Origin of the sequence: uncultured Clostridium sp., from assembly GCF_963527835.1 — a bacterium.
GTDB lineage: Bacteria > Bacillota > Clostridia > Clostridiales > Clostridiaceae > Clostridium.
Window position 1 is genome coordinate 25334 of record NZ_CAURTC010000027.1, and the last position, 26805, is coordinate 52138.

Sequence of the window (26805 nt, forward strand, 5' to 3'; positions counted from 1 at the left end):
TTATAATGAATTTATCTCTATAAATAAAATACTCTTCTGTTCTAGCATTAAAACATTTAGCATAGTCATAACCCCTGCAAGCTAATTAAAAATATTTTTTTCAATTACTCCATAAATAATTGCACCACTTTTTTTGCCTCCATAATATTTTTTTATCCCTAGCTTTTCAAAATCATTAGAACCTTGTCTTTCTTTAATAACAACTCTTTTTTTACACACTCTAAGTGCTTGCATTAAAATCTCTTTTGTTAATCCTTTGTGATCTGCAAAAGCTCTAAAGGCATTTATTGATGCTGACTTTCTATTTGGTTCTTTAAACATAGGATCAAAATATACTACATCAAAACTATTATCACTTTGCTTTAAAAGATACTCTTCATATGATTCATTAACAACCTTTATATTATTTATACAATCTACAGTTTCACCATTAACATTATTATAAGTTTCTAATCCACTTTTACTTAAATAAGCTATATACTTATTTACTTCTGTCCCTACAACAAAGCCACTTTTCCCAACAACTGCTGCAAAAACAAGGGAATCTCCTGCAAGACCTAATGTACAATCTAATATACTATTTCCTTCTTTTAATTTTGTTGCCTCTATCATAACTTCTTTATTACCTTGTCTTATTGATTTAATCTTAAGTTCTGACATATTAGGATGCCAGAATAATGTACTATGTTGTCCCTTTATAACAATCTTATCTTTTTCAACTACTAATAAATAGTCAAAATCATCTTTTAAAATTGTTTTTTTGATACTAAAATTACCTCTTTTTATATATGGTATATTTAAATCTTTGGATATACCTTTTGCTTTATAATTTAAACTTTCATTCGCTTCTCTTGTAGTAGTAACTGCAATCTTCATTTTTTTCTCTCTATCTTTCTTCATAGATTATATTTTTCATTTGTACCATTATATAATACATTTTACTATAACCCAATATAATTAAATAAACCTACCTTATTATAATAAGGTAATATACGAACAGTTCTATATATCTCTTATTTTAAAATCTTTAATTTGCTTGCGTAAATATACATCAATATTTTATGGCAATAAAAAATCCAGGATAATTTCTATCGTGGATTTCATGGTGGAGGCGATTCGCAGGAATAATACCCACAATTTAGTACTCTAGTTTATTATTTATATGATTTATTAGATTTTCACTTAAAATCATATTCTTTTAAGTGAACTTTTTATTTCTTCTGTATATATTCCACCATGATAGCATATTATCTTATCAATACCATAGTTTAATAATTTATATATAGATTCCTTAGCTTTGCTCATATCTAGAGTATAATTTGGATTTGCTATAGCTAACTTATTATCCTCTATTACTAATGCATCTCCCGATATTAAAGTCTTACTTTCCTTAACATAAATCGATATATGACCCGGCATATGACCTGGTGTTTCAATTATTTCCATACCCCCGCACCAGTCAAATTTATCTCCATCTTTCAATAACATATCTACTTCAATATTTTCTATTGATTCAAGCATCTTTTGAAAATTCATCGCACCTTCTTTTTGTTCTTCTGGCAATTTATCATATATTAATTCAGCTTGTTGCAATCTTAAAGATTTTTCTTTTCCATTAATATATTTTTCATCTATTATGGATGATAATATTTTTACATTAGGATACTTCCGTTTAAAATCAGCTGCTGAACCCATATGATCAAAATCGTGATGGGTTATAATTAACTTTGTAAGTTTACTTAAATCTATCCCATTTTCTATTGCACTTTCTTCTATTAATGTTAAAAAGTTAGGATAACCACAATCAATTAAAATCATATCATTGTCGTCCCTTAATATAACCGGATATATTGCATCTATAATTCTATTAAATTCAAATTCTACTTTTAATACGTTTAATTTATTCATTGTACTACCTCCATTATAAATAATCTCCTAATTCAGATTAAATTATATCACTAAATTAATCTAGGTAATAAGTTAATAAATAAGTCTGTATTAAACTTGATTGTAAAGAAGATTCTTATACAACCTCCTTTTGTTGTCTAATTATTCTTCTAATACTACTTTCAGTAAGATAATATTGATTAACCAGTTCTTTAACTGCTATTCCTTTATTATATTTATTAAAAATTTCTTTATTTCTTTCACTTAACTCTTTTTTTAATCCGCTTTTTTCTCCCCAAGATTTTTTAGTATGGTTTTTAGTAGGTATATATAAGTATCCTCCATCTACATATTCTTGAATTAATTCAATTATATCTTGAGGTAATATCTCTTGTGCTTTTTTGTACTTCATAACCTTTTCTCCTATCTATCATTTTAATTTATAAATAGTTAGGCAAAGACTGCACAAAACATATAAGCCATATTTAATCTTTGATTATGGCTCCAAACAAAACTTTATTTGTAATTGTCTTACAGTCTTTGCTTGGAGCCTAATACTATAACCATTTTTGATTTATTAAGCATTTGTACACTTCCTTTCTTAAATATATTATCATAAAAAACACATTGAATATTTCATCAATGTGTTTTTCGTTGGTTTCATGGTGGAGGCGAGGCATCCCTATCCTTAAAATATATTTATATTATTTTCTCTAAATTACTCACTAATTCACCAATTGCTCCAATATATATACTCACTATTCTATTAGCTATATCACTTACTAACTCTTCATAATAAATATGCTCTATTTTATTTCTATCTTCTAATAAATTAATCCATACTTGATCATCTGAAATTAAATTGTTAACATATGCTTTTTTATAAATAGTTCTTGGAAATGAATTTTCTAATGTTACTCCTGAATATGTTAAAAATTCTTTTAGTGTTTTATGTGTCAGTTCATAAGTTAATTTAAATCTATGAATTAAACTATCTCTTATAATTTCATCTTTACCATCATATAATTTACTTACTTCCATCAATCTATTGTAGGCTTTTTTTAAATTCATATATTTAAAATCTATATTTCTCATATATAATTACACCATCCTTATTGATTTGCTCTTTAAAAAATTCATCCTTTATATTTTTCATATCAGAAAAATCAAATTCTAGTAATGTTCTAGTATTTAATTCAATATCCTCTATATATTCTCCTAAATCACTATCTGAGTATATAGCCAAGTCTATATCACTTTTTAAACTATTATCTCCTCTAGCCCTTGATCCAAAAATAACTACCTTATTTATATAATCATATTTTTTACTTATATTTATTATTTCTTGTAATATATTTTTATCTAAATTTAAATTAATCACCTTTAATTTTTTTAATATAATTATAGAATAAGTAAATTATAAATATGCTTATTATTTTATTTCAAAAATTATAAAAGATATAATTATAATATGATCAAATTGCAAATTTAGCCATCTATAACTTTAAATAAACTTTTCTTACTTCCATCAACAGCTAATATAATAAATAACCAACTTATCATATATCCATATCTGTTTTGATTTTCAGTAATTAGATAAGCAGCTATATATCCAAGAAATATTAGATAAAATAAATTTAATTTTGAGTTTGAATTCATACCCTTTTTATTTTTTAATCCTAAAAAAATTAAAGTTAATATGATAATATAAAATATTTGAAAAGGTGCAGAACCAAAAATTCCTATCTTAAATATTATTTTTTCTTTTGGAACATCTTTTTGAGTCCAAAGAGATCCTGCAAAATCTCCTATACACCACTGTGCTCCTAATTTTCCCAAATAAAAAATCAACACTTTAATAGTAGGAGCAGTTGTAAACCTATCATGTATTACTTCTTTACATTTTAGTTTAAGTTCATCATAGTTATTTATATTTTCTTCTACCAATTTTGCATCTTCAATGTTCCACATGCCTAAACTATTAAAATTAGTCCCCTTTAATACGTTAGTTATTTTAGGTTCGCTTCCTCTCCATAGTGGATTTTCTGTAATATTTATCTTTTGAAGAATGCTGCTAACTAAAACTATAATTAAGAAATATGGAACAACAACGAAGACTATATTTATTAACTTTTTCAATATTCTATCTTTATAATAAATTAAAATATATAAAGTATATGCAATTAAAATTATAATAGCAACCATTCTAAATAAATTTCCAAAAGCTAAACATATGCTACTGAAACAGAACAATAAAAATTTATATTTATCAGATTCAATGCCTCTTAAAAATAAGTAAATACTTAATAAATAAAATGGCATAGCTAAATTTTCACTACAAAATACTGAAGTATAAGTTATAAAAGGTGGAAATACACTTGCTATTAATAATGACAACAATGCTTTTTCTTTACTTTTAAACAATTCTAGTGTTATTAAATATACAAATAACACTACTGTTGTTCCTAAAAATACATTTATAACTTTCATAATTAACAAATTACTTTCTGGAGATAAATATTGTATTACCGCCATATATAAGACATATATAGTCAAATATGGAAATCTTGCTATATATCCTATTCCTTTAAAGCAACTTAAATCTCCTGCTATTAAAGCCTTAGCACATTCATACATAACTTTAAAATCAGAATTTGGTGTGTTATTTGCATTTAAAATCCACAAAATCCTAATACAAAATGATATGAATATTAATAAAAATATTTTTTGTTTATGACTAATATTCGAATTTATTATTTTATATCCAAATAACATTGAAATTATTATAGCTAATGCAAATACTATTGTCCCAACATTGCTATCTATAAGTATAGGAAATAAAATACAAATGCTAGTTATAATTATAATTAATAATATAATTTTTAGCATTGTATTCATAATCTTAGTAAATAAGTTATCTAATTTATTCATTTTTTACTCCTTTAAATTTAAAACGATAATATTTTAAATTTGCTTACTCCTGAAGAAACTGCATTTTGAACAGCTCTATGCTGAAAATCATAACAAATGAACATTCTATCAAGCATAATTTCTAAGTATGCCATTGCGCCTAACTATGTAATCATCTCATCAAAACTGTTTATTCCAAATAAACTTATTAAATTAACTTTGCTTGATATGAAGACCTATGTGATATTGCTTGTCCTATAAGTACATATAATATGAAACTTGTAATTAACACAAACACTAAAATCACTTTTCTTTATAAGTTTACCATTTTTGTTTTTATATGTCTAATTTTCTACATTTAATCATATTTTATATAACAAAAAGAAGTTACCTTTAAAAAAGTCAAAAATCTTTTTCAAAGGTAACTTCCATTAATAAATGTTTCTTAAATTGCTTAAAAATTATAAAATTCATTTTATTAATTTTATGTTTTAGATAAAAAATAATATTTAAATATATGTACTTTTGTTTTATTGTTTATTCTAAATATCTAAATAACCATACTCTTGAGTTTTTATTATTCCTTTTTTAGAAAAATTTATTGGATAATTAAATAATGGACCATCATATACAAATGTATGATATTCCCCATTTTCACCACAAGCATCAGAACCTGTAGCTTTTATTTGTTCTACAACATCTGTAGTTAATACTTTTCCTAAAAAGTCTTCAGACATACACTTAAGCTTTACATTTTTAATTACTGTTTTAAATCCTGAATCAATAAATTCATAAACTAAATCTTCCCTATTTTCTTGCCAAAGAGGAAATACAGCTTCAATGCTTGCTTCATTACATCTATCCGTGCACCATGCTCTATGTGGTTCTAAATCAATATCCCCAAATACACAAGAATCTATTCCATGTTTTTCTCTAGCATAAATTAATGCTTTTGTAAAAGTCGCTTCATAATCATTTCCACCCTCTGAATCAACTAATAATAAAGATATATTCAGAGAATCTGCCATTTCTCTAATTAAATTTTCAGGCACCCCATGAAACCAAGATCTAGAATTTTTTCTATCAACAGTAACAAGCAAAACTTCTGGCTTATGTCCTGATTTTATCATTCTATATAAAGCCAAAGTACTGTCTTTACCACAACTATAAGACATAATAAACTTTTTAACCATAATTAACATCCTTTCATACTTGCGTATTAAAAAATAAATATAACTTAATTGTCCTTCCACTTTTTCAGTGCGTTAATCATAAACCCTTTAATATCTATTCCATAAACCTCTTTCAGCTCTTCTCCACTAAAAACTTCCTTTGGTGTACCTTCCTTGATAATTTGTCCTTCATTTAATAATAATACTTTTTCACCAAAAGTTTGAACTAGATTTAAATCGTGTAATACAGCTATTACTATTCTATTATTTTCCTTTGTCCAACCTTTTAAATATTCTAATATTTGAATTTGAGATCTTAAATCTAGATGATTTGTTGGTTCATCTAAAAGTATTACTTCAGGATCTTGTGCAAATGCTCTTGCCAAGTAAACTCTTTGAAGCTGTCCTCCTGACAATTCATTTATTAGCTTATTCTTCAAATCCAATATACCAACATTATCTAAACACTTTAATACCATGTCTTTATCTTCATTACTTGGCTTTCCAAATACTCCATTTATATGGGCATATCTCCCCAACAATACTGTTTCGAAAACAGTATAAGGAAAATATATATTACTTGATTGGCTCATAAGAGCTACCTTTGTTGCTAACTTTTTTCTATTTAATTTACGTATTTCTTTTGAATCAAGAGTAATATTTCCTTTATAATCTATCAAATTTGCTATAGATTTTAGCAATGTACTTTTCCCACAACCATTAGGTCCAACTATACAAAGGTTATTCCCTCTTTCAATATGAAAGGCTATATTTTTAACTACGTCTAAATTATCATATCCACAACTTAACCCTTCTATCTTTAACATGCTTTTCACCTACTTTGATTTTTTAAAGTATATATAAGCAAAAAATGGTGCTCCAATTAATGCAGTTATGGCACCAACTGGCAACTCTGATGGTACAATTATTGTTCTTGAAATTAAATCTGTTACTACCATCAAACATCCCCCAAATACTGCTGACATTGATATTACATATGAATGGTTTGATCCAAATATCTTTCTAACAACATGAGGTGCTATTAAATCAACAAAACCAATTACTCCACTTAATGCAACTGCACTCCCCGTAAGAACCGCTACAAATAAAAATAAATTTATTTTAACCTTATTTGTATCAACACCTAATGCCTTTGCTTGCTCTTCTCCAAATGTTAATACATCCATTTCCCTACAATAAATCATTGCACCAACTAATCCAATAATATAAAAAGGTATTCCAACTTTAAAGTAGCTCCATCCTCTCATTGCAAATGAACCCATTTGCCACATTACAATACTTTGCATTTTATCGCTAAATAATGCTGAAATTGTAGTTAATATTGCATTACAAAATAATGAGAATACCATGCCAACAAGAATTATTCTACTATTTGACATAGTTCTATCTGCTTTTTCACAAAGTTTAAGAACTATAACCATTGTAATCAAACTACAAATAAATCCAACTAATGGCATTGTTAAATTTCCCAAAAACGGAATATAAGCACCACTTACAATTAATATTCCTATCCCTAAAGAGGCTCCAGAAGAAAGTCCTAAAGTGTATGGTGAAGCTAAAGTATTTTTAAGAACTGACTGAGTTACAGCTCCGCTTACCCCTAATGCTCCACCTACAATAAAGGCCAATAATACTCTTGGTAATCTTACATTCCAAATTATTACTACTTGACTTGAATCAATTCCATCACGTAATGGAACACTAAAAATTTTATGGCCTAGAATTGAAATAATATCTAAAATACTAATATTGGAACTCCCAATTGAAGTTCCAATGCATAAAATTAAAAATACTAGCGGAATTGATAGCATTAATAATATTCTATTTTTATAGGTCTTTGTATTCATCTGGATAAATAACCTTTGCCATTTTCTTTAATGCTTTAATTATATTTTGTGATGGTCTTGAAGAAGCATTATTGTCAATCATATACACATCACCTTCCTTAACAGCTGTGATTGTGTCCCATCCTTCACGGCTAGTTATATCTTCTATTGCAGTTCTTTCATTTCCATTAGCACCTAAATTATTTGTTAAAATAACATCTGGATTTGCTGCAATTACTGACTCTTCTGAAGTTGTTATCCAAGAGTTTTGGTCACCAAAAATATTTTTAGCTCCAACAACTTCTATCATTTCATTTAAAAAAGTATCTTTACCAAAAGTAAATAAACCTGAGCCTGAACCTATTTCAAAATAAACATTTTTCTTTTCTGTAATAGTATCCGAAATAGTTTTTATTGCATTAACTTCTTTTTTCATGTTTTCTACTACTTCTTTACCTTTCAATTCAGCACCTGTTATTTGTGCCATAAACTCTATATCACCATAAATACCATCAATACTGTAACTACTTGGTATATATGCAACTGCTATTCCTGCTTGTTTTATTAAAGCAAATGGATCTTCATCCCCTACTTTATTATGCCCAGATGCTATTATCATGTCTGGCTTTAACGAAATAATAGTTTCAACATCTATATTTCTAAAATCTAATTGTGGCAATTCATGATTAACGCCTTCAATATCTGCTGAGTAGTTATCTATTGCAATTAATTTATCACCTAAACCTAATGCCATTAATACCTCTGTATTTGATGGTGCAGTTGAAATTATTTTATTAATTTCCTTAGGTGCTACAAATTCATTACCTTCTCTATCATGCATCGTAGTTATTTTTTCAGTACATCCTACTAAAACCGTCATAAACATTACTAAAACCATTAATAATGATATGAGTTTTCTTTTGTGTTTCATTTCTATTCCTCCTAAAAATATTACAGGGCAGCTTAGTAAATTATCAGTTAAAAATCATATTAACTCTAAAAAAAGAGCCACCCCTTTGAGAGTAGCTCTAAAAATACATATTAAGAATTTTATATTAGTTGCAGTTTATATTTTTATTAAGCACAACAAATAAAATAAATTAAATTAATAAATATTTATTATCTCGCCCTCAGAAGATAATATGAATTCTATATATGGCAGGTCTCCCGACTTTACTTCATCCTACTTTTCTAACCTTCCCGCATTTTGCAGTGGTATCTTTAAGAATTTCGTCAGTTTCACGGTTACTGGGATAGTTTAGGATTTTAACCTAATTCCCTATTAAGTCAATAAAACACCTTATACAGTTTAATTTTCATACTGATTATATCGTTCAATATATTACTTGTCAAACAAAATTTTTCTTCTAAAACCGTCTTAATTTAAACAATTACATTAATTCACAATTAACAACAATTAATCCTTTATTAAACTTTGCAAAAATTTCTTATTTCATTTTCTAGTCTTTTTTGTTATAATGCTTTATTATTTCATTATAAAAAGATTAGGAGAATACTAAATGAATGCAAAGTTGTTATTTTTCTTAAAACAAAATATTAACTGGAATACTAATCTCATTACCTCTGTAGAAAGAATTGGGGGACTTAATAATAATAACTATAAAGTTTCATATAATGGTGATGATTTTTTTATTAGAATTTGTACCAATATATATTTAGATAATGATAGAATAACTGAAATTCAAATTATCAATACAGCTTCTAATATTAATTTAACACCTAAACCCTATTATTTTTCTATCAAAAATGGTAATATGATTCTTCCTTGGATAAATGGTAATATGCCTACTGAAGATGAATTCTCATCTATTGAGTTTATTGATAAATTAACTAGTCGATTAAAAGACTTTCATAATTTAAGTTGTAAAAAATTTTTCAAACCTTTTAATCATATAAAAACTAGAATTGATTTATGTAAAAAATTCAATATCTCTTTACCCAATTATATTAATACACTTTTAGAAAAATTAAATCATTTAGAATATATTCTAAATAATAATCCAACTATAGGCTTATGTCACAATGACCTTAATTGTTCAAATATAATTCTTTCAAATAACAACTTATATTTTGTTGATTATGAATATTCATCTATGGGAGATGTATTTTGGGATCTTGCTACAATATCATGGCTACTTGATAATAATTGCAGGAAGGATTTATTAATACAATATTTCGGTTATTATAAAAAAGAAGATTATAAAAAACTATTAGATTTTTTATATGTTGTTAAATTTTATAATGCAACATGGTCATTATTAAAAACTAAAGATTCAAATAATGATTATGATTACCTTAATGGTGCTAACATTATTTTTGAAGATCTAAGACAAAACTCTTAATTACTACTAATAAAATACTATCATACCCATTTAAAAATTTCTGTACATATTCTTTTTCATTAAAACGCACCTCACAATATTAGATTTTTATGTCTAACATTTGAAGTGCATTTCAGAACAGTTGACTTGACTTTGGTTGTTAAATAAATTTAATATTAAACAAATATTAAATTTCAAATCCATAACCTTTTAGGGCCAAATCCCTTTTAGTGTTAACCTATGCTAAATTTCTTTTTGCATATTCTTCATTTTTCTTTTTTGATTTAAGTATCTTGTAAATCACCCCAAGCATTATAAACCATACAGGTGTTACAAATAAGGCTACACGAGTTTCGTCGTTAAGTGCCAATACAACTATAACAAAAGCAAAAAATGCTAGAATTATATAGTTTATGATTGGATAAAGTGGCATTTTGAATTTATTCTTAGCAGCAAGTTCAGGATTAGTTTTGCGATATCTTAGATGGCAGATGACTATAATTGCCCAAATAAAGATAAAACAAAATGTTGATATACTTGTAATAAGTACAAATACCCCTTCCGGCATAATATAGTTCAGAATAACTGAAATCAATATGACAGTTGCAGAAAACATTGTAGCATTAGAAGGTACTTGATGAGAAGTTAATTTTTTCATTGACTCAGGTGCATTATTTTCTTTAGCAAGAGAGTAAACCATACGGCTTGTGCTAAAAATACCGCTGTTACAAGCAGATGCAGCTGATGTTAGTACAACGAAATTTACAATACTTGCTGCTGCTGCGATTCCTACTGCAGCAAATACCTGTACAAATGGGCTTTTATCTGGATTAATTGAATTCCATGGGTATATGCTCATAATGACAGTAAGTGCTCCGATATAGAAAATAATAATTCTAATTGGAATATTGTTAATAGCCTTTGGAATAACATGTTCTGGATTTTCAGTTTCACCAGCTGTTAAACCAACTAATTCGATTCCAGTAAAAGCAAATACAACCATTGGGAAGGAAAGGATAAAACCGCTTGCCCCATTTGGGAACCAGCCTCCATGACTCCAAAGGTTTGTAAAGCTAGATATACCAGTATCTGCTGAAAATCCTTTAATAATCATAAATGTACCAATTATAATTAGTGATAAAATTGCAACAACTTTAATTAATGCAAACCAGAATTCCATTTCACCAAATAACTTTACTGTGGTAAGGTTCATAATTAGTAAAATTACAAGAACTATAAGGCTTGGAACCCATTGATCTATATTCGGGAACCAGTATTGTATATAAAGTCCAGCAGCAATTAAGTCAGCCATAGCAAGTGAGATCCAGCAGAACCAGTAGGTCCATCCAGTAATAAATGCTGCTCTATCTCCTAGATAGTCATATACAAAGTCTACAAAGGAATGGTAGTTTAAATTAGAAAGCAATAATTCCCCAAGAGCACGCATAATAAAAAAACAAATCACTCCTGTTATCATATATGCAAATAGAATAGATGGACCTGCCAAGTGAATGGATCTGCCTGAACCAAGGAATAATCCAGTACCAATTGCACCTCCAATTGCAAGTAATTGAACATGACGATTTTTTAGTCCTCTCGATAAATTTTGATTTTCTGACATGTGTATTCCGCCTTTCTAAATGTTACTGTTTTTAAATCTATATTACTAAGATCACAATTTTCTAGAATTATTATTGAATTAATCCTAGACGTACGGTAAGACAGATTCTAGTTTCCATTAGTAAGACTAAAAGTGGAACCCCCAATACTATAAAATCGATTTGAGTAAGTACTTTTGTTAATTGATCCATTTTATCCCTCCATCTTATTCAAAAAGCATGTACTAAAAAATGCCTTTTCCTATATAAGTATTTTTTGATTGGAGATACAAATGGGAATAGATAAGATCTAAATGAAGTAATAGATAATGTATTACTTTTATAAGATATGCTACCTTTCCCCTGTCCTTTTACCTGAGAGTTTCGTCTTACGACTTTCTCCTTCGGTGCTCTATTTCGAATCTCTCCAAGGGTTCATCCAATAGCGGTCATCTCTAATTAAATAGGTACCTGAAAGATTTACTTCTTCGGTGCATGACCATAGCCATAACTCTCCCGCTATCTTCGTCTGAACTATTAAAATATATACTAATATATTTTTAATAAAGTTGCAACAATTTCTTCATTTTTTTATTAAAATAAAAATATTATTTTGTCATAATTGCTAAAAACATTTATAATAAAGTAATAATATATTTCCTTTATAGTAGACAGTTAAAACAATAAAACTATTTCTATAAATATGGTATTTTAATATCAAGAAAAAACAAATGTTTTTGGTTGGGAAATTTAAAAGATCTGACTCCAATTAAATATCGAAGTCAGATCTTAGCTTTATACACTCTATTACTTTTTTAAAATCTTCACATATAGTTACTTCGAATTCTAATAGATAGTTTTTTTAATATTATATATATGCTGCTTGGATTGAAACATCATATTCATGTATTAAATAATATCATAGTTTAGGCATATGGATTCTTACATTTCTACATCTTTCCAACTTATGTTAAAGCTTATTTTCCAAAGAATTATATTAACTATAAAAAGTACTAATGCAAATATTCCAACAAATATAATATTATTTCTAATTATTATGTGTATTGTAGCAAATATTCCAACAAGCATCGCGGTCTGTATCCCTGGACTTATAAGCTTACCACTATCAGCTGTAGCAAATTTCATACTAAAAGGCATTGTCTTATTTGATATTTTAAAATACTCTAAGGCTGATATTAAAAGAACTAAGAGCATTACAATTAAATCTATAAGTATTGATGGCCCCTTTAGTATGAAAAACACTACGGCTACTAATAAATAAATTGGTATAACCAATTTAAATAAAGTTCCTTTTATTGCTCCTTTTATTATTATCCCCGGATCTTTTATTGGTAATACCTTATATATAAATGCGCCTTTATAACTATCACTATTATTTATATAAGCAGTGCAGAAACATAACATTAATACAGTTATATACATTAATAAATGTACTTTACCCCCATAGCTTGTTTGAATATTTTCAACAAATGATTTTCTTCTATCAGTAAAAATAAATAAAACTGGCATAAATACAGCCATTGCAAGAGATGGATATACCTTAAGCTTAAAGTTTCTCTCTGTTGATATCATATTTTGGGTAAATATAAACATGCTCTTTTCAATTTTATCTCTGCAAATTAATCCTGCTATAAACTCTTTTCTTTTTTCACTTCCACGACTTACATTTCCTCCATTATCATTTAACTTTTGAAGGTTCTTTTCAAAATAAGGTACTACTTTTGTAACATAAAACATAATTAATATAACTGGGCCTAATATAGCCATTGCAGATAAAAATATTAAAAAAGAATTTTTATCTCCATCTATTAATATTCCAAATGGAGCTGCAAACCACATAGATGGAACTAAACTATGCCAAAACTTAGGCACATAATAAGTTTTTATACCTTCAATGGTAAAAATTCTACTAAATAACTGATAGCCAAAAGTAAATACAAATGCTAAAAATATTTGAAAATAGTTTATTATATCCTTTAGTTTCTCTCCATCAAAAAACTTTAAAACTAAAGTATATAAAAATGCCGTTATTACTATAACTATTAGAGCTAATAATATATTTTCTATAATAAAAATTAGAGAAAATATCACTCCATATTTTATTGTTCCAATAATTAAAGGAATGAAATTTAAAGACAGAGATATACCCATTAGATACATACATATATGAGTAAGCTTTGCAGCATTAAACGTTTTACTATCTATAGGCTTTGGCAATAATATATTTTTTTCCTTTACATCTAATAAAACTGCTGAAAAATCTGATATCATAAGCGACACCATGATAAATAGATTTACACCTACAACAATATTTATATTTTTCAAGGCTGAAATATCACTTATCATTATTAGTCCAATAAAAATGCTTAAAAATCCATTAAATATAAGTAGATATACATAATTATTCTTATCATCATTTTCAACAGATTTTTTATTATTTGTCAAAACAGTGCTTACCCTGCGACCATCCATAGTTAATTTTATTTGTAAAATCATTCGCATAATATCATAATTAACACCTGATTTTTTATATAATTCTTGAAATTTATCCAATAGCTTTAATATTCTAAATTCCTTCATAGCTATACCTCTTCAACTAAAGAAACAAATTCCTTAGCAATATGTTCATGTTCATTAAAGCCTGTTAATTGATTGAATATTTCTTCTAGAGAACTTTCCTTTTTACTATTTTTAAGCTCCTCAAAACTTCCATCTACAGCTATTTTTCCATTATTAATAAGTACAATCCTGTCACTTACCTTCTCGACAACATCCATTATGTGTGAAGAATAAAATATAGTTTTTCCTTCCTTAGCAAGATTGCTCATGACTTCTTTAAATATCATTACACTATTAGCATCTAGTCCACTTAAAGGCTCATCAAAAAATAATATATCTGGATTATGAATTAAACTGCATATTATAAGAAACTTTTGCTTCATTCCTTTTGAATATGATGATATCCTAGAATACATAGCTCCTTGGATTGCAAATAACTTCATAAGCTTCCCTACTCTTTCAATAAGTTTTTCTTGTTCTAACTCATATATTCCGCCTAAAAAGCTTATATACTCAAACGCAGTTAAATTTTCATAGATATCAGCAAGCTCTGGAACGTAGCCTATTTTCTTCTTGTACTCTACACTTCCATCACTTATATCTTGCCCTAATATTTCTACTTTTCCTTCATAGCCTTCTATTATACCAAGCATTATTTTTATGGTTGTACTTTTACCAGCACCATTAGTTCCTATATATCCTATTATTTGTCCTCTTGGAATCTCTAAATTTATTCCATTAAGCACATACTTGTCTCCATAGCTCATTCTCAGATCCTTAATTGATATTATACTTTCTAAATTTTCCATAACTTTTATCCCCTTAAAAGCACGAAATGTGCGTACTTGATATTTTGTTTCTAAATGAAATATACTAATAACATACCAAAAAAATGTTCAAATGTAAATGAATGGTGAAATATAGATGTTAAATTTTTAAAAAATTATTTTTAGAGTGTTCCATGTTAATTTCAACTCTTTCTTTTTACTTTTTCCCTTAGGTCTGTCTTTGCCTTGAATAGATAACCCAACGCCATCTTGCTCTTAAAACAGTACTGGTACTTCCACTTCAACTTTTAAGAAAAAGCCAACTATTTAGAATTTTTGTCTAAACAGTTGGCTTAATATTTATGTCCATTAAACAAAAAAATGAACTGTTTAAAATAAAAATTTACTTTCTATTTTAAAACAGTCCAAATATATCTATCTTGTTAATTTAAAAATTACTTGTTCATAATTCGGATATTTTTCTAATAAATAATCTCTTTCAAATAATTCAAAATCTTTAAATTCAAAACCAGGAGATACCATACAACCAACTAAAGCATATCCTTCATTGTTCATTGCAGAACCAAATATGTAATCTTTAGGAACCAATATTTGAGGTTTTTCTCCCTTTTCAATATCAAGTCCAAGTTCTTCTGTAATAAGTTCTCCTTTAGGGGTAATCATATAAATAGTTAATGGAGAGCCCGAATGATAGTACCACATTTCATCTGATTTTAATCTATGAAAATTTGAAACTTCACCATCTCTAAGCAAAAAATATATACTAGTCCAAAGCTTTCTTGATTCTTCACTTTCAACATTTAACCCTCTAGTTGATATATTTTCTTTTGACATAAAACTCTCTTTATAAAATCCACCTTCTGGATGTGATATCATATTTAATTCTTTTATAAAATAATCTGCTGTGTACATTTAATCACTCCTTTCAAAACTTACTACTATTTTACATCATAGGTATTATTTTTTCTACTCACTGCTAAAAATTCTCCACATATGCTGAAAGTATAAATATTAACCAAACTCTTTTGTCTGTTATACCTATTTTAATAGCAGCCTTTTCTTATCCTTTATTTCTTATAAAGAAGTTAGCATACTAAATAATAGCCAAATTATTCAATCCTTCTCTGTTGCAGTATTTTCTGGTGTTATAGCTACAATTTTTTTCTTTAAAGCCATAAATATAGTTAAAAATAATCTTTATAAATTAGCAATAATTGAATCTACACAATCTGGTGAAGTTTTATTTACTATACTTAAGTGAAATATTTATTTCATAAATCTCTTGACTGATTATGAAATTCCAAGTAAAATGAAATAAATTTAAATTTACATTTCAAACAATGAATATAAAAGCCTTGATGGGAAGAGTAGTTATTATGAGGTAGTCAAAGCGAATCAGTAATGGTGAGAGACTGATACGAAACTAATAATGAAGAACATCCCGGAGCTTCCAAACGAAATTTATTAAGAGTAGTCTTGGACGGAGCCAAACCGTTATAGCTTGGACAGTATCGAATTTATTTACTTAATTCCGTACTGATTAAAGTGAGCTTTTTTAAGCTAATTTAGGTGGTACCACGGAAGTTTAAGTCTTTCGTCCTATGTTTATAGGATGAAGGGCTTTTTTTATTACAAAAAAGTTTAATAGAGAGAAATATTTGAATAATTACATTTTTTATTTAATTGGGGAGGAATATTAATATGTGTACAATTATGTGTTATACAGGAACAGACATGAAACATGAAAAATTTGCTGAGGCATTACAAAGAACTGAATCTAGAGGACCAGATATGACTGAAATTCTAACTTTACCATCTGGTATTTTAGGTTTTCAAAGACTTGCTATTATGGATTTAAGTTTTGGTGGAATGCAACCATTCACAAGAAAAAAAGATGCATCTATCTGTAATGGTGAAATTTATGGATTCCGTAAATTAAAAAAGGAACTAATGGCAAAAGGGCATAAATTTATTTCTGATAGTGATTGCGAAATATTACTTCCAATGTACTTAGAATACGGGCTAGATATGTTCTCAAAATTAGATGCAGAATACGCGGCTGTTATCTATGATGGAGAAAAGGATACTTTCATTGCAGCAAGAGATCCAATTGGAATTCGTCCTCTATTCTATGGCTATTCTGAATGTGGTAAAATCATGTTTGCTAGTGAAGCTAAAAATTTAGTTGGTCTTACAGAAAAGATTATATCATTTCCACCAGGACATTATTATGCTGATGGTAAATTTACATGCTACTGTGATATCGCATCGGTAGATGGTGATTACTGTAAAGATGACTTAGACGTTATTTGTAGTAACATTCATGACAAATTAGTAGCTGCTATAGAAAAACGTATGGATGCTGATGCTTCAGTGGGATTCTTATTAAGTGGTGGCTTAGACAGCTCATTAGTATGTTCAATTGCTCAAAAAATGTATCCTGATAAACCAATAAAAACCTTTGCTATAGGTATGACAGAAGATGCAATTGACTTAAAATACGCAAAAGAAGTTGCAGATTATATTCATAGTGATCATACTGTTGTTTACATGACAAAAGAAGAAGTTCTTGACTCACTTGAAGAAATTATTAAACTTCTTGGAACATTTGATATTACAACAATAAGAGCTAGTATTGGTATGTATTTAATCTGCAAGAAAATACATGAGATTTCTGATGTTAGAGTACTTTTAACTGGTGAAATTTCTGATGAATTATTTGGATATAAATACACTGATTTTGCGCCAAATGCAGAAGAATTCCAAAAAGAATCACAAAAGAGAATTAAAGAACTCTTTATGTATGATGTACTTCGAGCAGACCGTTGCATTGCATCTAATTCTTTAGAAGCAAGAGTGCCATTTGGTGATTTAGATTTTGTAAAATATGTTATGTCTATTGACCCTGAAAAGAAATTAAACAAATATAACATGGGAAAATACCTTTTAAGACATTCTTTTGAAGGTGATTATCTTCCACATAATATTTTATATCGTGAAAAAGCAGCCTTTAGCGATGCTGTAGGACATTCTATGGTAGATCATTTAAAGGAGTATGCAGAAACAGTCTATAGTGGTGAAGATTTCAATAAACTAAGTAAAAAGTACAAATATCATGCTCAACCATTCACGAAAGAATCATTGTTATATAGAGAAATTTTTGAAAAATACTATCCAGGCCAAGCAGAAATGATAGTTGATTTTTGGATGCCAAACAAAGAATGGGAAGGCTGTGCTGTAGACGATCCTAGTGCTAGAGCATTATCAAATTATGGTGATAGCGGACTATAATTAAGAAATAAATTTAATTTATTTTATATGATTATTCTTTAGCTTAATTATTATTTAAAGCAACTTCATCACATATGATGAAGTTGCTTATATACTTCTTAATCATCTGTAAAAGTTGCCATAGCTGAAAAAGGAAATATTAATGTAACTATGGTCCCTTTATTTACCTTAGAGGCAATACTAATTTTCAATCCTAATTTTAAACAAAGCTTTTCACATAGATACAAACCAATTCCTGTACTTTTACTAAATCTTCTTCCATTTTCACCAGTAAAGCCTTTTTCAAAGACTCTATTTATATCTTTATCTACTATTCCGACTCCATTATCCTCTATGGTTAATATCACTGAATTATCTTTCTTAGCTAAATATATACTTATCATTGGCTCTTTACTACTTGAATACTTTATAGAGTTTCCTATTATCTGATTAATAATAAATTCAGTCCATTTTCTATCACTATATACAATTTCATTAATACCTTTTATATCTACTTTTATTTTCTTATGAATAAAATCTCTATAATTTCTTTTGACTACATTTCTTACTACATTATCAAGGCTAAGTTGTTTTATAATATAGTCTTTATTAACATTATTACTTCTAGAATAATAAAGCACCTGTTGTACAAATCCATCAATTTTATCTATTTGAAAGTCTATTTTATTAGTTACTTCATTTTGATTATTTTCAATTATTAGCTTTGTGGAAGCCATTGGTGTTTTAATTTCGTGTACCCATGTCTCTATGTATTCCCTATAACCTGCTTGCATGTCTTTGTAGTACTTTACATTTTCATGCATATCTCTGCTTACTTCTTTAAGTATATAGTTAAGTTTTTCCCCATGGATAAAGGTTGTTTCTTTTATTAACTCTGGAAGTAAATATTTCTTATCTAAGTTTTCTAATATGCTATTAATTTCATTATAATAATTTTTACATTTTATGAATTCTAAAGCCATATATGAAACCAATGGAAAAAACCAGATACAAAAAACAAATACAATTATAATTAATTTAACATTAATAACAAGCATTATAGCTGCTAATACAATAAACATCAGAATGTTCCATAGTATTACAACAGTTTTATCTTTAATAAATTCACCTATACTCATGGCATAATATACCCTAACCCTCTTCTTGTTTCTATTGGATTTTCTATCCCTATCTCTTCAAGCTTTTTTCTTAATCTATTAATATTAACATTTAAAGTGCTGTCATCTACAAAATAATCTGCTTTCCACAAGTATTCCATAAGTGAATCTCTTTTTACTATGTTCCCCTTATTATTTATTAAGCAAGAAAGTATCTTAACCTCATTTTTAGTTAACTCTAAGGATTTGTCTTTATAAATGATGGTTGCATTTGAAAGATTTAAATTAAAATCCCTATAATTTAATATATTATTAGTTTTTAAGTTTCCATATGTTCTTTTTAAAATATTTGTTATTCTCGCAAGTAGTATTTCTGTATTATAAGGTTTTGCTATAAAATCATCTGCTCCTAAATTCATACTCATTAATTCATCTACTTCGCTATCTCTGCTTGTAACTATTATAATTGGAATATCTGATATTTTACGTATTTCCCTACATATATAATAACCATCAAAGACAGGAAGATTTATATCTAGTAATATAAGATTTGCATGCTCATTTTCTACATATTTTATTATATTATTAAAATCTATAGGAGCTTTTACTTCATACCCATATTTTTTTAGAAAGTTTTGTAATTCTTCTCTTATAACTTCATCATCTTCAATAATAATAATTTTCTTCATTATGTTCCTCCTACGATAAGGCACATGAAAGAAAATATACAAACATATTGGATTTGTTATTTTTAGGAATGTGCCTTAACTTTGAAAAATAAAATTTAATAACTTTAATAATTATTATAAGGCTAAATACTATTTTTTACTATATTTTTATATCCTGTATATGTTGTATAGAAATACCCTACATAAACTACAATAAATATTAAAGCTGTTATTAAAGCTGAAAATCTAATATCCATTTGGTTATAAGTACTTATCTCTTTATTAACTACTATAACACCAATAACTGAATGAATTAGTGCAAGAATCACTGGAAGGCTGAAATGTATCAAAGTTTGAATAAAGATTGTTTTGTTTATCATTTTTTTGTTTGCACCAATTCTCTTTAAAGCTTTATATCTTTCTATACTATCACTAGCTTCTGATAATTGTTGAAGAGCTAATACAGCCATACTGGTTATTAAAAATACTATACCTAAATATATTCCAACAAATAATATTGATGTTGTGGATCCTTCTTCATGAGAATAAACGCCATCCTTTGAATAAGCGCTTATATGTGAAATATTTAAACTTTCATACTTACCACCAATTACGGAATTCTTGTGAATCTCTTCATATTTTTCATTGTTTTCTTCTCTATTTTTATCTGTATACATTACATTAAGTACTGATTCAAAAACTTTACAATGTGATAAAAACTCATCATTTATAACTATTGTGCAATTATTATCTGGTATTCCATTAGTGTTGAGATTTCCCTCTATAGCCTCATGATTTTTCACCACATACTCTTTTCCTTTAATATTAACTTTATTGCTATTTTTTAATTCTTCATTAATTGACTTAATAAATCTGTTATCATTAGACAAGATTAACACCTCATCTTTGTTTAAATTTATTTCTTTTTCACCCTTTAATTTTAACATTTTATTATAATCAGATATTTTTACAAAACCTGCCTGCCAACTTTTAAATTTTTCATCTATAGCTGTAAATAACTCGCCCAGTTTTGCATCTGAGCCATATTGATTACAAATTTCATATTTTTCATTTTCACCTATTTTAAAATCAATTTTATCAAATATATCTTCTACATTTTTGGTTTCACCATCAGCATATAATATTAGACTGGCATCAAAAGGTGTTATTTTTTCAATTCCTGCTTCAAAATCTTTTTTAAGACTTATTCCCGTAGAGAATACAAGTATTGTAATAAATAACATTAAACATATTACTGACATTGATATGAAATTCGTATTAACTTTACTATTTATTTGTTTTACTACAAATATATTTAATCCTTTAAAATATACATTTTTATTATTATTTACTATATATAATATAACTCCAGATAAACTAAAGAATAATAATACTGTACCTACTATAGAAATGACTAGTGATATCTTAAACATAGGATTTCTTGTATCTATGCCTATCTCTAGTATAGATTTATACGCAAATACTAGTGACGCTATACATAACACAAATGAAAATAAATATATAAGAGGATTTTTAAATTTTATTTTTTCATTTTGTCTATCTGCTGCAAGTAAATCAATTATCTTGTATTTAGAAATAACAAATACATTAAATATCATTACAAGTAAAAACATTATTCCAAAGTATAATATAGTCTTACCTATAGAACTTATTGAAATCGTAAATCTATATTCACTCATTCCAACATCAAATAACTTTAATGTAAAAGTAGATAAAACCTGTGATGCTCCCACGCCTAAGATAAGACCAGCAATTAAAGATATAATTCCAATAATAGAGGTTTCTGTTACTAAAATTCTAGATATTTTTCTTTTTCCCATACCTAAAGTCATATATATTCCTAATTCTTTTTTACGTTTCTTTATTAAAAAGTTATTTGCATACAATATTAAACTACCTAATATTACTGATATAAATATTGACATACCAGACATAACTTCAGTTAATTTGGTTATGTAATTTGCATTTGAAGATTTCATATTAATAAGTGCCTTTTGTGAATCTATAGAGTTAAAGCTATAAAATATACAAACAGCTAGTATTAGTGTTAAGAAATATATAGTATAATCCTTATAACTCTTTTTTATGTTGCATACAGCTAGCTTAAAATACATTGTTATCATCACCTCCAAGAAGAGATATAACTTCTATAATTTTATTAAAGAAGTCTTTTCTAGTATCATTACCTCTTACTAACTCGCTAAAGATTCTTCCATCTTTAATAAAAAGTATTCTATGAGCATAGCTTGCTGTAAAGGCATCATGAGTTACCATTAGTATGGTAGTATTCAAATCTTCGTTTAGACTTTTAAATCTTTCAAGTAATAGTCTAGCTGATTTTGAATCTAGCGCCCCTGTTGGTTCATCAGCAAGGACTAAAGATGGATTAGTTACTATTGCTCTTGCTGAAGCAACTCTTTGCTTTTGTCCACCATACATTTGATAAGGATATTTATCTAATACCAAACCTATTTCTAAATGTTTTGCTACTAATTTAATTTTTTCATCTATTTTTGAACTTTTCTCCCCTTTTATTGTTAATGCTAAAGCAATATTCTCATAACCTGTAAGTGTATCTAATAAATTAAAGTCTTGAAATATAAAACCTAACTCATTTTGTCTAAACTTATCTAATTCTTTTGATTTCAACCTTGTAATATCACTACCATTTATCATTATCTTTCCAACAGTGACATTATCAGTAGTTGATATGCAATTAAGTAATGTAGTTTTACCACTTCCTGAAGGTCCCATTATTCCAACAAACTCTCCCTCATGCACTTTAAAACTAATATTATCTATAGCCTTTGTTATATTACCCTTACTGCCATAATATTTTTCAATTTTTTCTACACTTAATATGTTTTCCATTTATAATTCTCCCTTTTTTCTTGTATTAACTAATATTATTAAATTCATATATATTATTTTATACGCTTCTATTTATATCATAAATGGAATTATATATCATTAATATTACATTTTTGTTATATTAACATAGATACCACTATTTAAAATGTACAGAAAAATTTATGTTTTTTGTTCTTTAAAATTGTAATGAAATTTTAGTTCTACATAAAAATACACATCTCCTAATGAAAATCCATTAAAAGATGTGAACAAATACTTTTAAACTATTATATAAAAATGTATTCTTATTTAATTGAGGGAAATTGTGTTCATTAAATTTTCTAATTATTAACTTTTATTTTAAAGAACTTTAAAGCCCTTATATCATCTATTTGCCTTATCTCATCTAATATCCATCTATATTCATTTCTTATAAACTTCCAATATTCTTCAAAATGAACAATCTTATCAGCGTCCCCTTCTACTATTTTGCCGTTTTTTTCGTCAACTGTATAATCCTTTGACTTTGCCTTAATATGAACCCATATGCAATCTTTATTAATACCTTCAAAATCCTGTATTCCAATAGGGTCATCACTTAATAACGTCATTTCTTCAAGAATATTTATTTCTTTTTTAATCCTCATCTCTTTAATTTCTAATTTATGTTTATTATACAATTTATCACTCATATATTCTTTTGCTAACTCTTGATTTCTTTCCATCCATGCAGCTTGCACTTTATAAAAGGCTTCTTCAATATCTCTCTTCATATCATTATAATTCCAATTATTATCATTTTGATATAATTTCTTTATTACTGAAATACTTTTAGCTTTTCTTTTATCTAATATTAATTTAAAAACAAATTTTGCAGCTGAAAAAATACAAAGCAACACAATAAAAATACCTATAAGTTCAAATAAATTACCACCTCCTGAAGAACTGCTACTTGATGAACTACTATGAGATGAGCTTGAATGCCCACCACCTCCAGCTCTTGCAAATGCAATGGTTGATCCATTAACTGTAAAAATCATTACTAATAATAATATCTTTTTTATAAAATTTCTAAACTTAATTTTATTCATAATTTCTCCTTTACATAATCTGCCTGTGTATTACTTAAATGCCTTAGATAAATTATAGAATATTTTCCTAAATTTTTGCAAATTTAAAAACCTACGAAATTTTAAATTTTCGTAAGTTTCATTCTAAAAGCAAAAGGTAATATGTAAAACCCAACTATTCTATCTAATTATTCTTTATCTTAATTATATTTAAAGCAACTTCATCATAGCACTATGATGAAGTTGCTTATATACTGTGTTATTTCCCAAGAAATAACATCAATAAAAAGTCTATGAATATAATTTTTTTAAGCTTGGACTTTTATATGAGAAAATGTTTTAAATTCAAACAATCCTGTATCTGTTAACTTAATTTCTGGAATAACTGGAAGAGTTAAAAATGATAAAGTTAGAAAAGGATTAAAATCTGCATCAACTCCTATTGTACTTAAAGCTTGATTTAAAATTTTAAGTTGTTCTTGAACCTCTAAATAGCCATTCTCAGATATTAATCCTCCTATAGCAAGAGGTAAGGATGCTATAATTTCTTTACCTGAAGCAATTGCAATTCCTCCATTCATCTTTTTAAGATGATTAACTGCTAAAAACATTTCTTCATCAGAAGTTCCAACAACTACAATGTTATGGGAATCATGAGCTACCGTTGTTGCAATTGCTCCATTTTTTATACCAAAGCCTTTAACAATTCCCAATCCAATATTTCCTGTTGCGTGATGCCTTTCTATTACAGCCATCTTTAATTGGTCATTAGAAATTGATGCACTAAAATTGCCTTTATCTGTATCAACTTTTTCAACTCTATGATGTGTTATTAGACTATTAGGAACTATTTCTATTACATTGCATAAATCAGAAGATAAAGGTATTTCAAAATCATTTTTTTCTAACTCTTTCATATTTATCTTCGGTAACTTTATAGCTAATTCTTTACTGTTATCATTTATTTTAAATTCTTCTTTCTTTATTTTCCCATTATCTACAACACATTTTCCCTTCTTTAAAACTTTATCTATTGAAATGTTCTGTAATTCATCTAATATTAATAAATCAGCTTGATACCCTGGTGCTATTGCTCCAAAACTACGAAGACCAAAAAATTCTGCTGCATTAATTGTTACCATTTGAATCGCTGTAACTGGATCTAGTCCTTCTTTTATTGCAAGCCTAACATTATGATCTACGCTACCTTCATCAATCAAATCATCAGGTAGCTTATCATCTGTAACCAACATACATCTTCTTGAATTTATTGGAGTTACAACTTTTATTAGTTTTTTTAATTCTTTAGCTGCTGTACCTTCCCTAATCATTAAATACATACCTAATTCTAAACGTTCCTTTGCTTCCTTAACATTAGCACATTCATGATCTGCATAAATCCCTGTAGATATATATACGTTTAGCTCTTCTTTACTAAGTCCCGGAGCATGTCCATCTACAATACTTCCATTTAAATGAGCATTAATAATTTTCTGTAACATTTTTTCATTTAAATTCACTATAGACGAAAAATCCATAAATTCTGCGAGTCCTAAAACCCTTGGATGTGTGTAAAAAGGTTGTAAATCCTCTGCATCAAGTTTTGCTCCACTATTTTCAAATGAAGTTGCTGGAACACATGAAGGAAGCATAATAAATACATCTATAGGCAATTCTTCTGATGCATTTAACATAAAGTTAATCCCCGCTGTACCTGCAACATTTGCAATTTCATGAGGATCAGCCATTACTGTAGTAACACCATGTTGAATAAGAACCTTTGATAATTCATGTGGTGTCAACATTGTACTTTCTATATGCATATGTCCATCAATAAATCCAGGGACTATAACTTTATCCTGTGCATCTATAATTTCTTCTCCCTCATACTGACCAATACCTGCTATAATTCCATCTACAATAGCTATATCTCCTTTCGTGATATCTCCAGTAAAAACATTTAGTATTTTCCCATTTTTCACAACAGTATCTGCCTTTACCTCCTTATTAGCTGCTTTAATTCTTTTCTTCAATAAATCCATATCAATTTTCATAAGACACGACCTTCCTAAAATTACTAATTAAATTTTGCTTAAAATAAAAAATCCTGATTACAAAGAAAAAAGACGTATCCTTTTCTTTGTAATCAGGATTTTACGGTTCCTGGTAGATACCCTCAAACCATATTCTTGAGGTTATACAAATAATTTTTTTCGTTAATTTTAAATTATTATAACTTATTATAAATACATTGTCAATTAATAGAAATATAAACTAAATCCCCCTACATTTCTGTCGAAGGGTCTTGTGCTAAAGATAAAGCATGACCTTTGAAATCCATCATTATAACTTATTTATAGTTACTTAATAGCAATATAATCTGTTACTCTTTATATAAAAAAACAATTTCCTTCTCCCTGTGTTTCTATTGCTTCTACTTCTATGGAACTTTTAGAATATGTTAAAGATACTTTTTGCACTGGAAAAATTAAATATAACCCTGTTACGGGCATCTAATAGGCATAATTTTTAGATCTACAATATTAATGTGGTTGGTATTTTTTTGTCCTCCTATAATATTCATAAAATGAGGTGCAAAGATTAATTCCTATGCACCTCATTTTTTTATTTTGATGAATTGTCAAGTTAAGTGCGACACCTCGTGTAAGAATGCTTGAATTGGT

At 27.4% G+C, this 26805-nt stretch carries 23 protein-coding genes, 3 riboswitches and 1 other annotated feature; of the genes, 3 read left to right on the plus strand and 20 right to left on the minus strand.

Annotated elements, in window-relative coordinates:
• Positions 1-81 precede the first annotated feature (81 nt).
• From RYM86_RS12880 to RYM86_RS12925, 10 genes are all read right to left on the minus strand, one after another.
• A complete protein-coding gene (locus tag RYM86_RS12880; RefSeq protein WP_315080975.1) occupies positions 82-876 on the minus strand; it encodes a class I SAM-dependent methyltransferase in 795 nt (264 codons plus the stop codon).
• Between the two features lie 312 nt (positions 877-1188).
• Complete coding sequence (locus RYM86_RS12885; protein ID WP_315080951.1) at positions 1189-1908, minus strand: MBL fold metallo-hydrolase; 720 nt, start codon at positions 1906-1908, stop codon at positions 1189-1191.
• Between the two features lie 115 nt (positions 1909-2023).
• Positions 2024-2299 carry a CD3324 family protein gene (locus tag RYM86_RS12890; protein WP_315080952.1) on the minus strand — a complete coding sequence of 92 codons (276 nt, stop codon included), beginning with the start codon at positions 2297-2299 and terminating at the stop codon, positions 2024-2026.
• A gap of 287 nt (positions 2300-2586) precedes the next feature.
• A complete protein-coding gene (locus tag RYM86_RS12895) occupies positions 2587-2982 on the minus strand; it encodes an HI0074 family nucleotidyltransferase substrate-binding subunit (protein ID WP_315080953.1) in 396 nt (131 codons plus the stop codon).
• Positions 2963-3268, minus strand: coding sequence for a nucleotidyltransferase domain-containing protein (locus RYM86_RS12900; protein ID WP_315080955.1), 306 nt, complete (start codon positions 3266-3268; stop codon positions 2963-2965). Before RYM86_RS12900 ends, RYM86_RS12895 begins: the two co-directional genes overlap by 20 nt.
• Positions 3269-3375: 107 nt before the next feature.
• A complete protein-coding gene (locus RYM86_RS12905; RefSeq protein ID WP_315080956.1) occupies positions 3376-4818 on the minus strand; it encodes a glycosyltransferase family 39 protein in 1443 nt (480 codons plus the stop codon).
• Positions 4819-5339: 521 nt separating this feature from the next.
• A complete protein-coding gene (locus RYM86_RS12910; RefSeq protein WP_315080957.1) occupies positions 5340-5990 on the minus strand; it encodes a diphthine--ammonia ligase in 651 nt (216 codons plus the stop codon).
• Positions 5991-6034: 44 nt separating this feature from the next.
• Positions 6035-6796, minus strand: coding sequence for an ABC transporter ATP-binding protein (locus RYM86_RS12915; protein WP_315080958.1), 762 nt, complete (start codon positions 6794-6796; stop codon positions 6035-6037).
• Positions 6797-6805: 9 nt separating this feature from the next.
• Positions 6806-7837 carry an iron ABC transporter permease gene (locus RYM86_RS12920; RefSeq protein ID WP_315080959.1) on the minus strand — a complete coding sequence of 344 codons (1032 nt, stop codon included), beginning with the start codon at positions 7835-7837 and terminating at the stop codon, positions 6806-6808.
• Positions 7818-8747, minus strand: a complete 930-nt coding sequence (locus RYM86_RS12925; protein WP_315080960.1) for an ABC transporter substrate-binding protein — start codon at positions 8745-8747, stop codon at positions 7818-7820. The genes RYM86_RS12920 and RYM86_RS12925 overlap by 20 nt, the downstream gene beginning before the upstream one ends.
• 208 nt (positions 8748-8955) lie before the next feature.
• Positions 8956-9134: riboswitch (cobalamin riboswitch) on the minus strand.
• 202 nt (positions 9135-9336) lie between these two features.
• Here RYM86_RS12925 and RYM86_RS12930 point away from each other — a divergent pair.
• Positions 9337-10179 (plus strand): choline/ethanolamine kinase family protein, encoded by an 843-nt coding sequence (locus tag RYM86_RS12930; protein WP_315080961.1) that lies wholly within the window; start codon positions 9337-9339, stop codon positions 10177-10179.
• Between the two features lie 217 nt (positions 10180-10396).
• Here RYM86_RS12930 and RYM86_RS12935 read toward each other — a convergent pair whose 3' ends face one another.
• From RYM86_RS12935 to RYM86_RS12950, 4 genes are all read right to left on the minus strand, one after another.
• The gene (locus tag RYM86_RS12935; protein ID WP_315080962.1) at positions 10397-11779 is read right to left on the minus strand and encodes an amino acid permease; all 1383 of its coding nucleotides are present in this window, start codon (positions 11777-11779) and stop codon (positions 10397-10399) included.
• 330 nt (positions 11780-12109) lie between these two features.
• A riboswitch (glycine riboswitch) is annotated at positions 12110-12197 on the minus strand.
• 501 nt (positions 12198-12698) lie between these two features.
• Positions 12699-14357 (minus strand): hypothetical protein, encoded by a 1659-nt coding sequence (locus tag RYM86_RS12940; RefSeq protein WP_315080963.1) that lies wholly within the window; start codon positions 14355-14357, stop codon positions 12699-12701.
• A 2-nt stretch (positions 14358-14359) separates the two neighbouring features.
• A complete protein-coding gene (locus RYM86_RS12945; protein ID WP_315080964.1) occupies positions 14360-15145 on the minus strand; it encodes an ABC transporter ATP-binding protein in 786 nt (261 codons plus the stop codon).
• A 393-nt stretch (positions 15146-15538) separates the two neighbouring features.
• The gene (locus RYM86_RS12950; RefSeq protein ID WP_315080965.1) at positions 15539-16036 is read right to left on the minus strand and encodes a cupin domain-containing protein; all 498 of its coding nucleotides are present in this window, start codon (positions 16034-16036) and stop codon (positions 15539-15541) included.
• A gap of 199 nt (positions 16037-16235) precedes the next feature.
• On the opposite strand from RYM86_RS12950, the gene RYM86_RS12955 reads away from it, so the two are divergent.
• Together RYM86_RS12955 and asnB are read left to right on the plus strand one after the other, a co-directional pair.
• A complete protein-coding gene (locus RYM86_RS12955; protein ID WP_315080976.1) occupies positions 16236-16385 on the plus strand; it encodes a multidrug resistance efflux transporter family protein in 150 nt (49 codons plus the stop codon).
• An 85-nt stretch (positions 16386-16470) separates the two neighbouring features.
• Positions 16471-16729 (plus strand) — a binding site (T-box leader).
• 96 nt (positions 16730-16825) lie between these two features.
• On the plus strand, positions 16826-18415 hold the full coding sequence (gene asnB, locus RYM86_RS12960; protein ID WP_315080966.1) for an asparagine synthase B: 1590 nt from the start codon (positions 16826-16828) through the stop codon (positions 18413-18415).
• 98 nt (positions 18416-18513) lie between these two features.
• On the opposite strand, the gene RYM86_RS12965 is transcribed toward asnB, so the two are convergent.
• From RYM86_RS12965 to ade, 6 genes are all read right to left on the minus strand, one after another.
• Positions 18514-19533, minus strand: coding sequence for a sensor histidine kinase (locus RYM86_RS12965; protein ID WP_315080967.1), 1020 nt, complete (start codon positions 19531-19533; stop codon positions 18514-18516).
• The gene (locus RYM86_RS12970; RefSeq protein ID WP_315080968.1) at positions 19530-20201 is read right to left on the minus strand and encodes a response regulator transcription factor; all 672 of its coding nucleotides are present in this window, start codon (positions 20199-20201) and stop codon (positions 19530-19532) included. The genes RYM86_RS12965 and RYM86_RS12970 overlap by 4 nt, the downstream gene beginning before the upstream one ends.
• A gap of 122 nt (positions 20202-20323) precedes the next feature.
• Positions 20324-22315, minus strand: a complete 1992-nt coding sequence (locus RYM86_RS12975; protein ID WP_315080969.1) for an ABC transporter permease — start codon at positions 22313-22315, stop codon at positions 20324-20326.
• Positions 22305-23072: an ABC transporter ATP-binding protein gene (locus RYM86_RS12980; RefSeq protein ID WP_315080971.1), complete on the minus strand. Its 768-nt coding sequence runs from the start codon at positions 23070-23072 to the stop codon at positions 22305-22307. The genes RYM86_RS12975 and RYM86_RS12980 overlap by 11 nt, the downstream gene beginning before the upstream one ends.
• Positions 23073-23392: 320 nt before the next feature.
• Positions 23393-24142, minus strand: coding sequence for a Tim44-like domain-containing protein (locus tag RYM86_RS12985; protein ID WP_315080972.1), 750 nt, complete (start codon positions 24140-24142; stop codon positions 23393-23395).
• 287 nt (positions 24143-24429) lie between these two features.
• Positions 24430-26175: an adenine deaminase gene (gene ade / locus RYM86_RS12990; protein WP_315080974.1), complete on the minus strand. Its 1746-nt coding sequence runs from the start codon at positions 26173-26175 to the stop codon at positions 24430-24432.
• Between the two features lie 69 nt (positions 26176-26244).
• Positions 26245-26344, minus strand: a riboswitch (purine riboswitch).
• Positions 26345-26805: the final 461 nt, after the last annotated feature.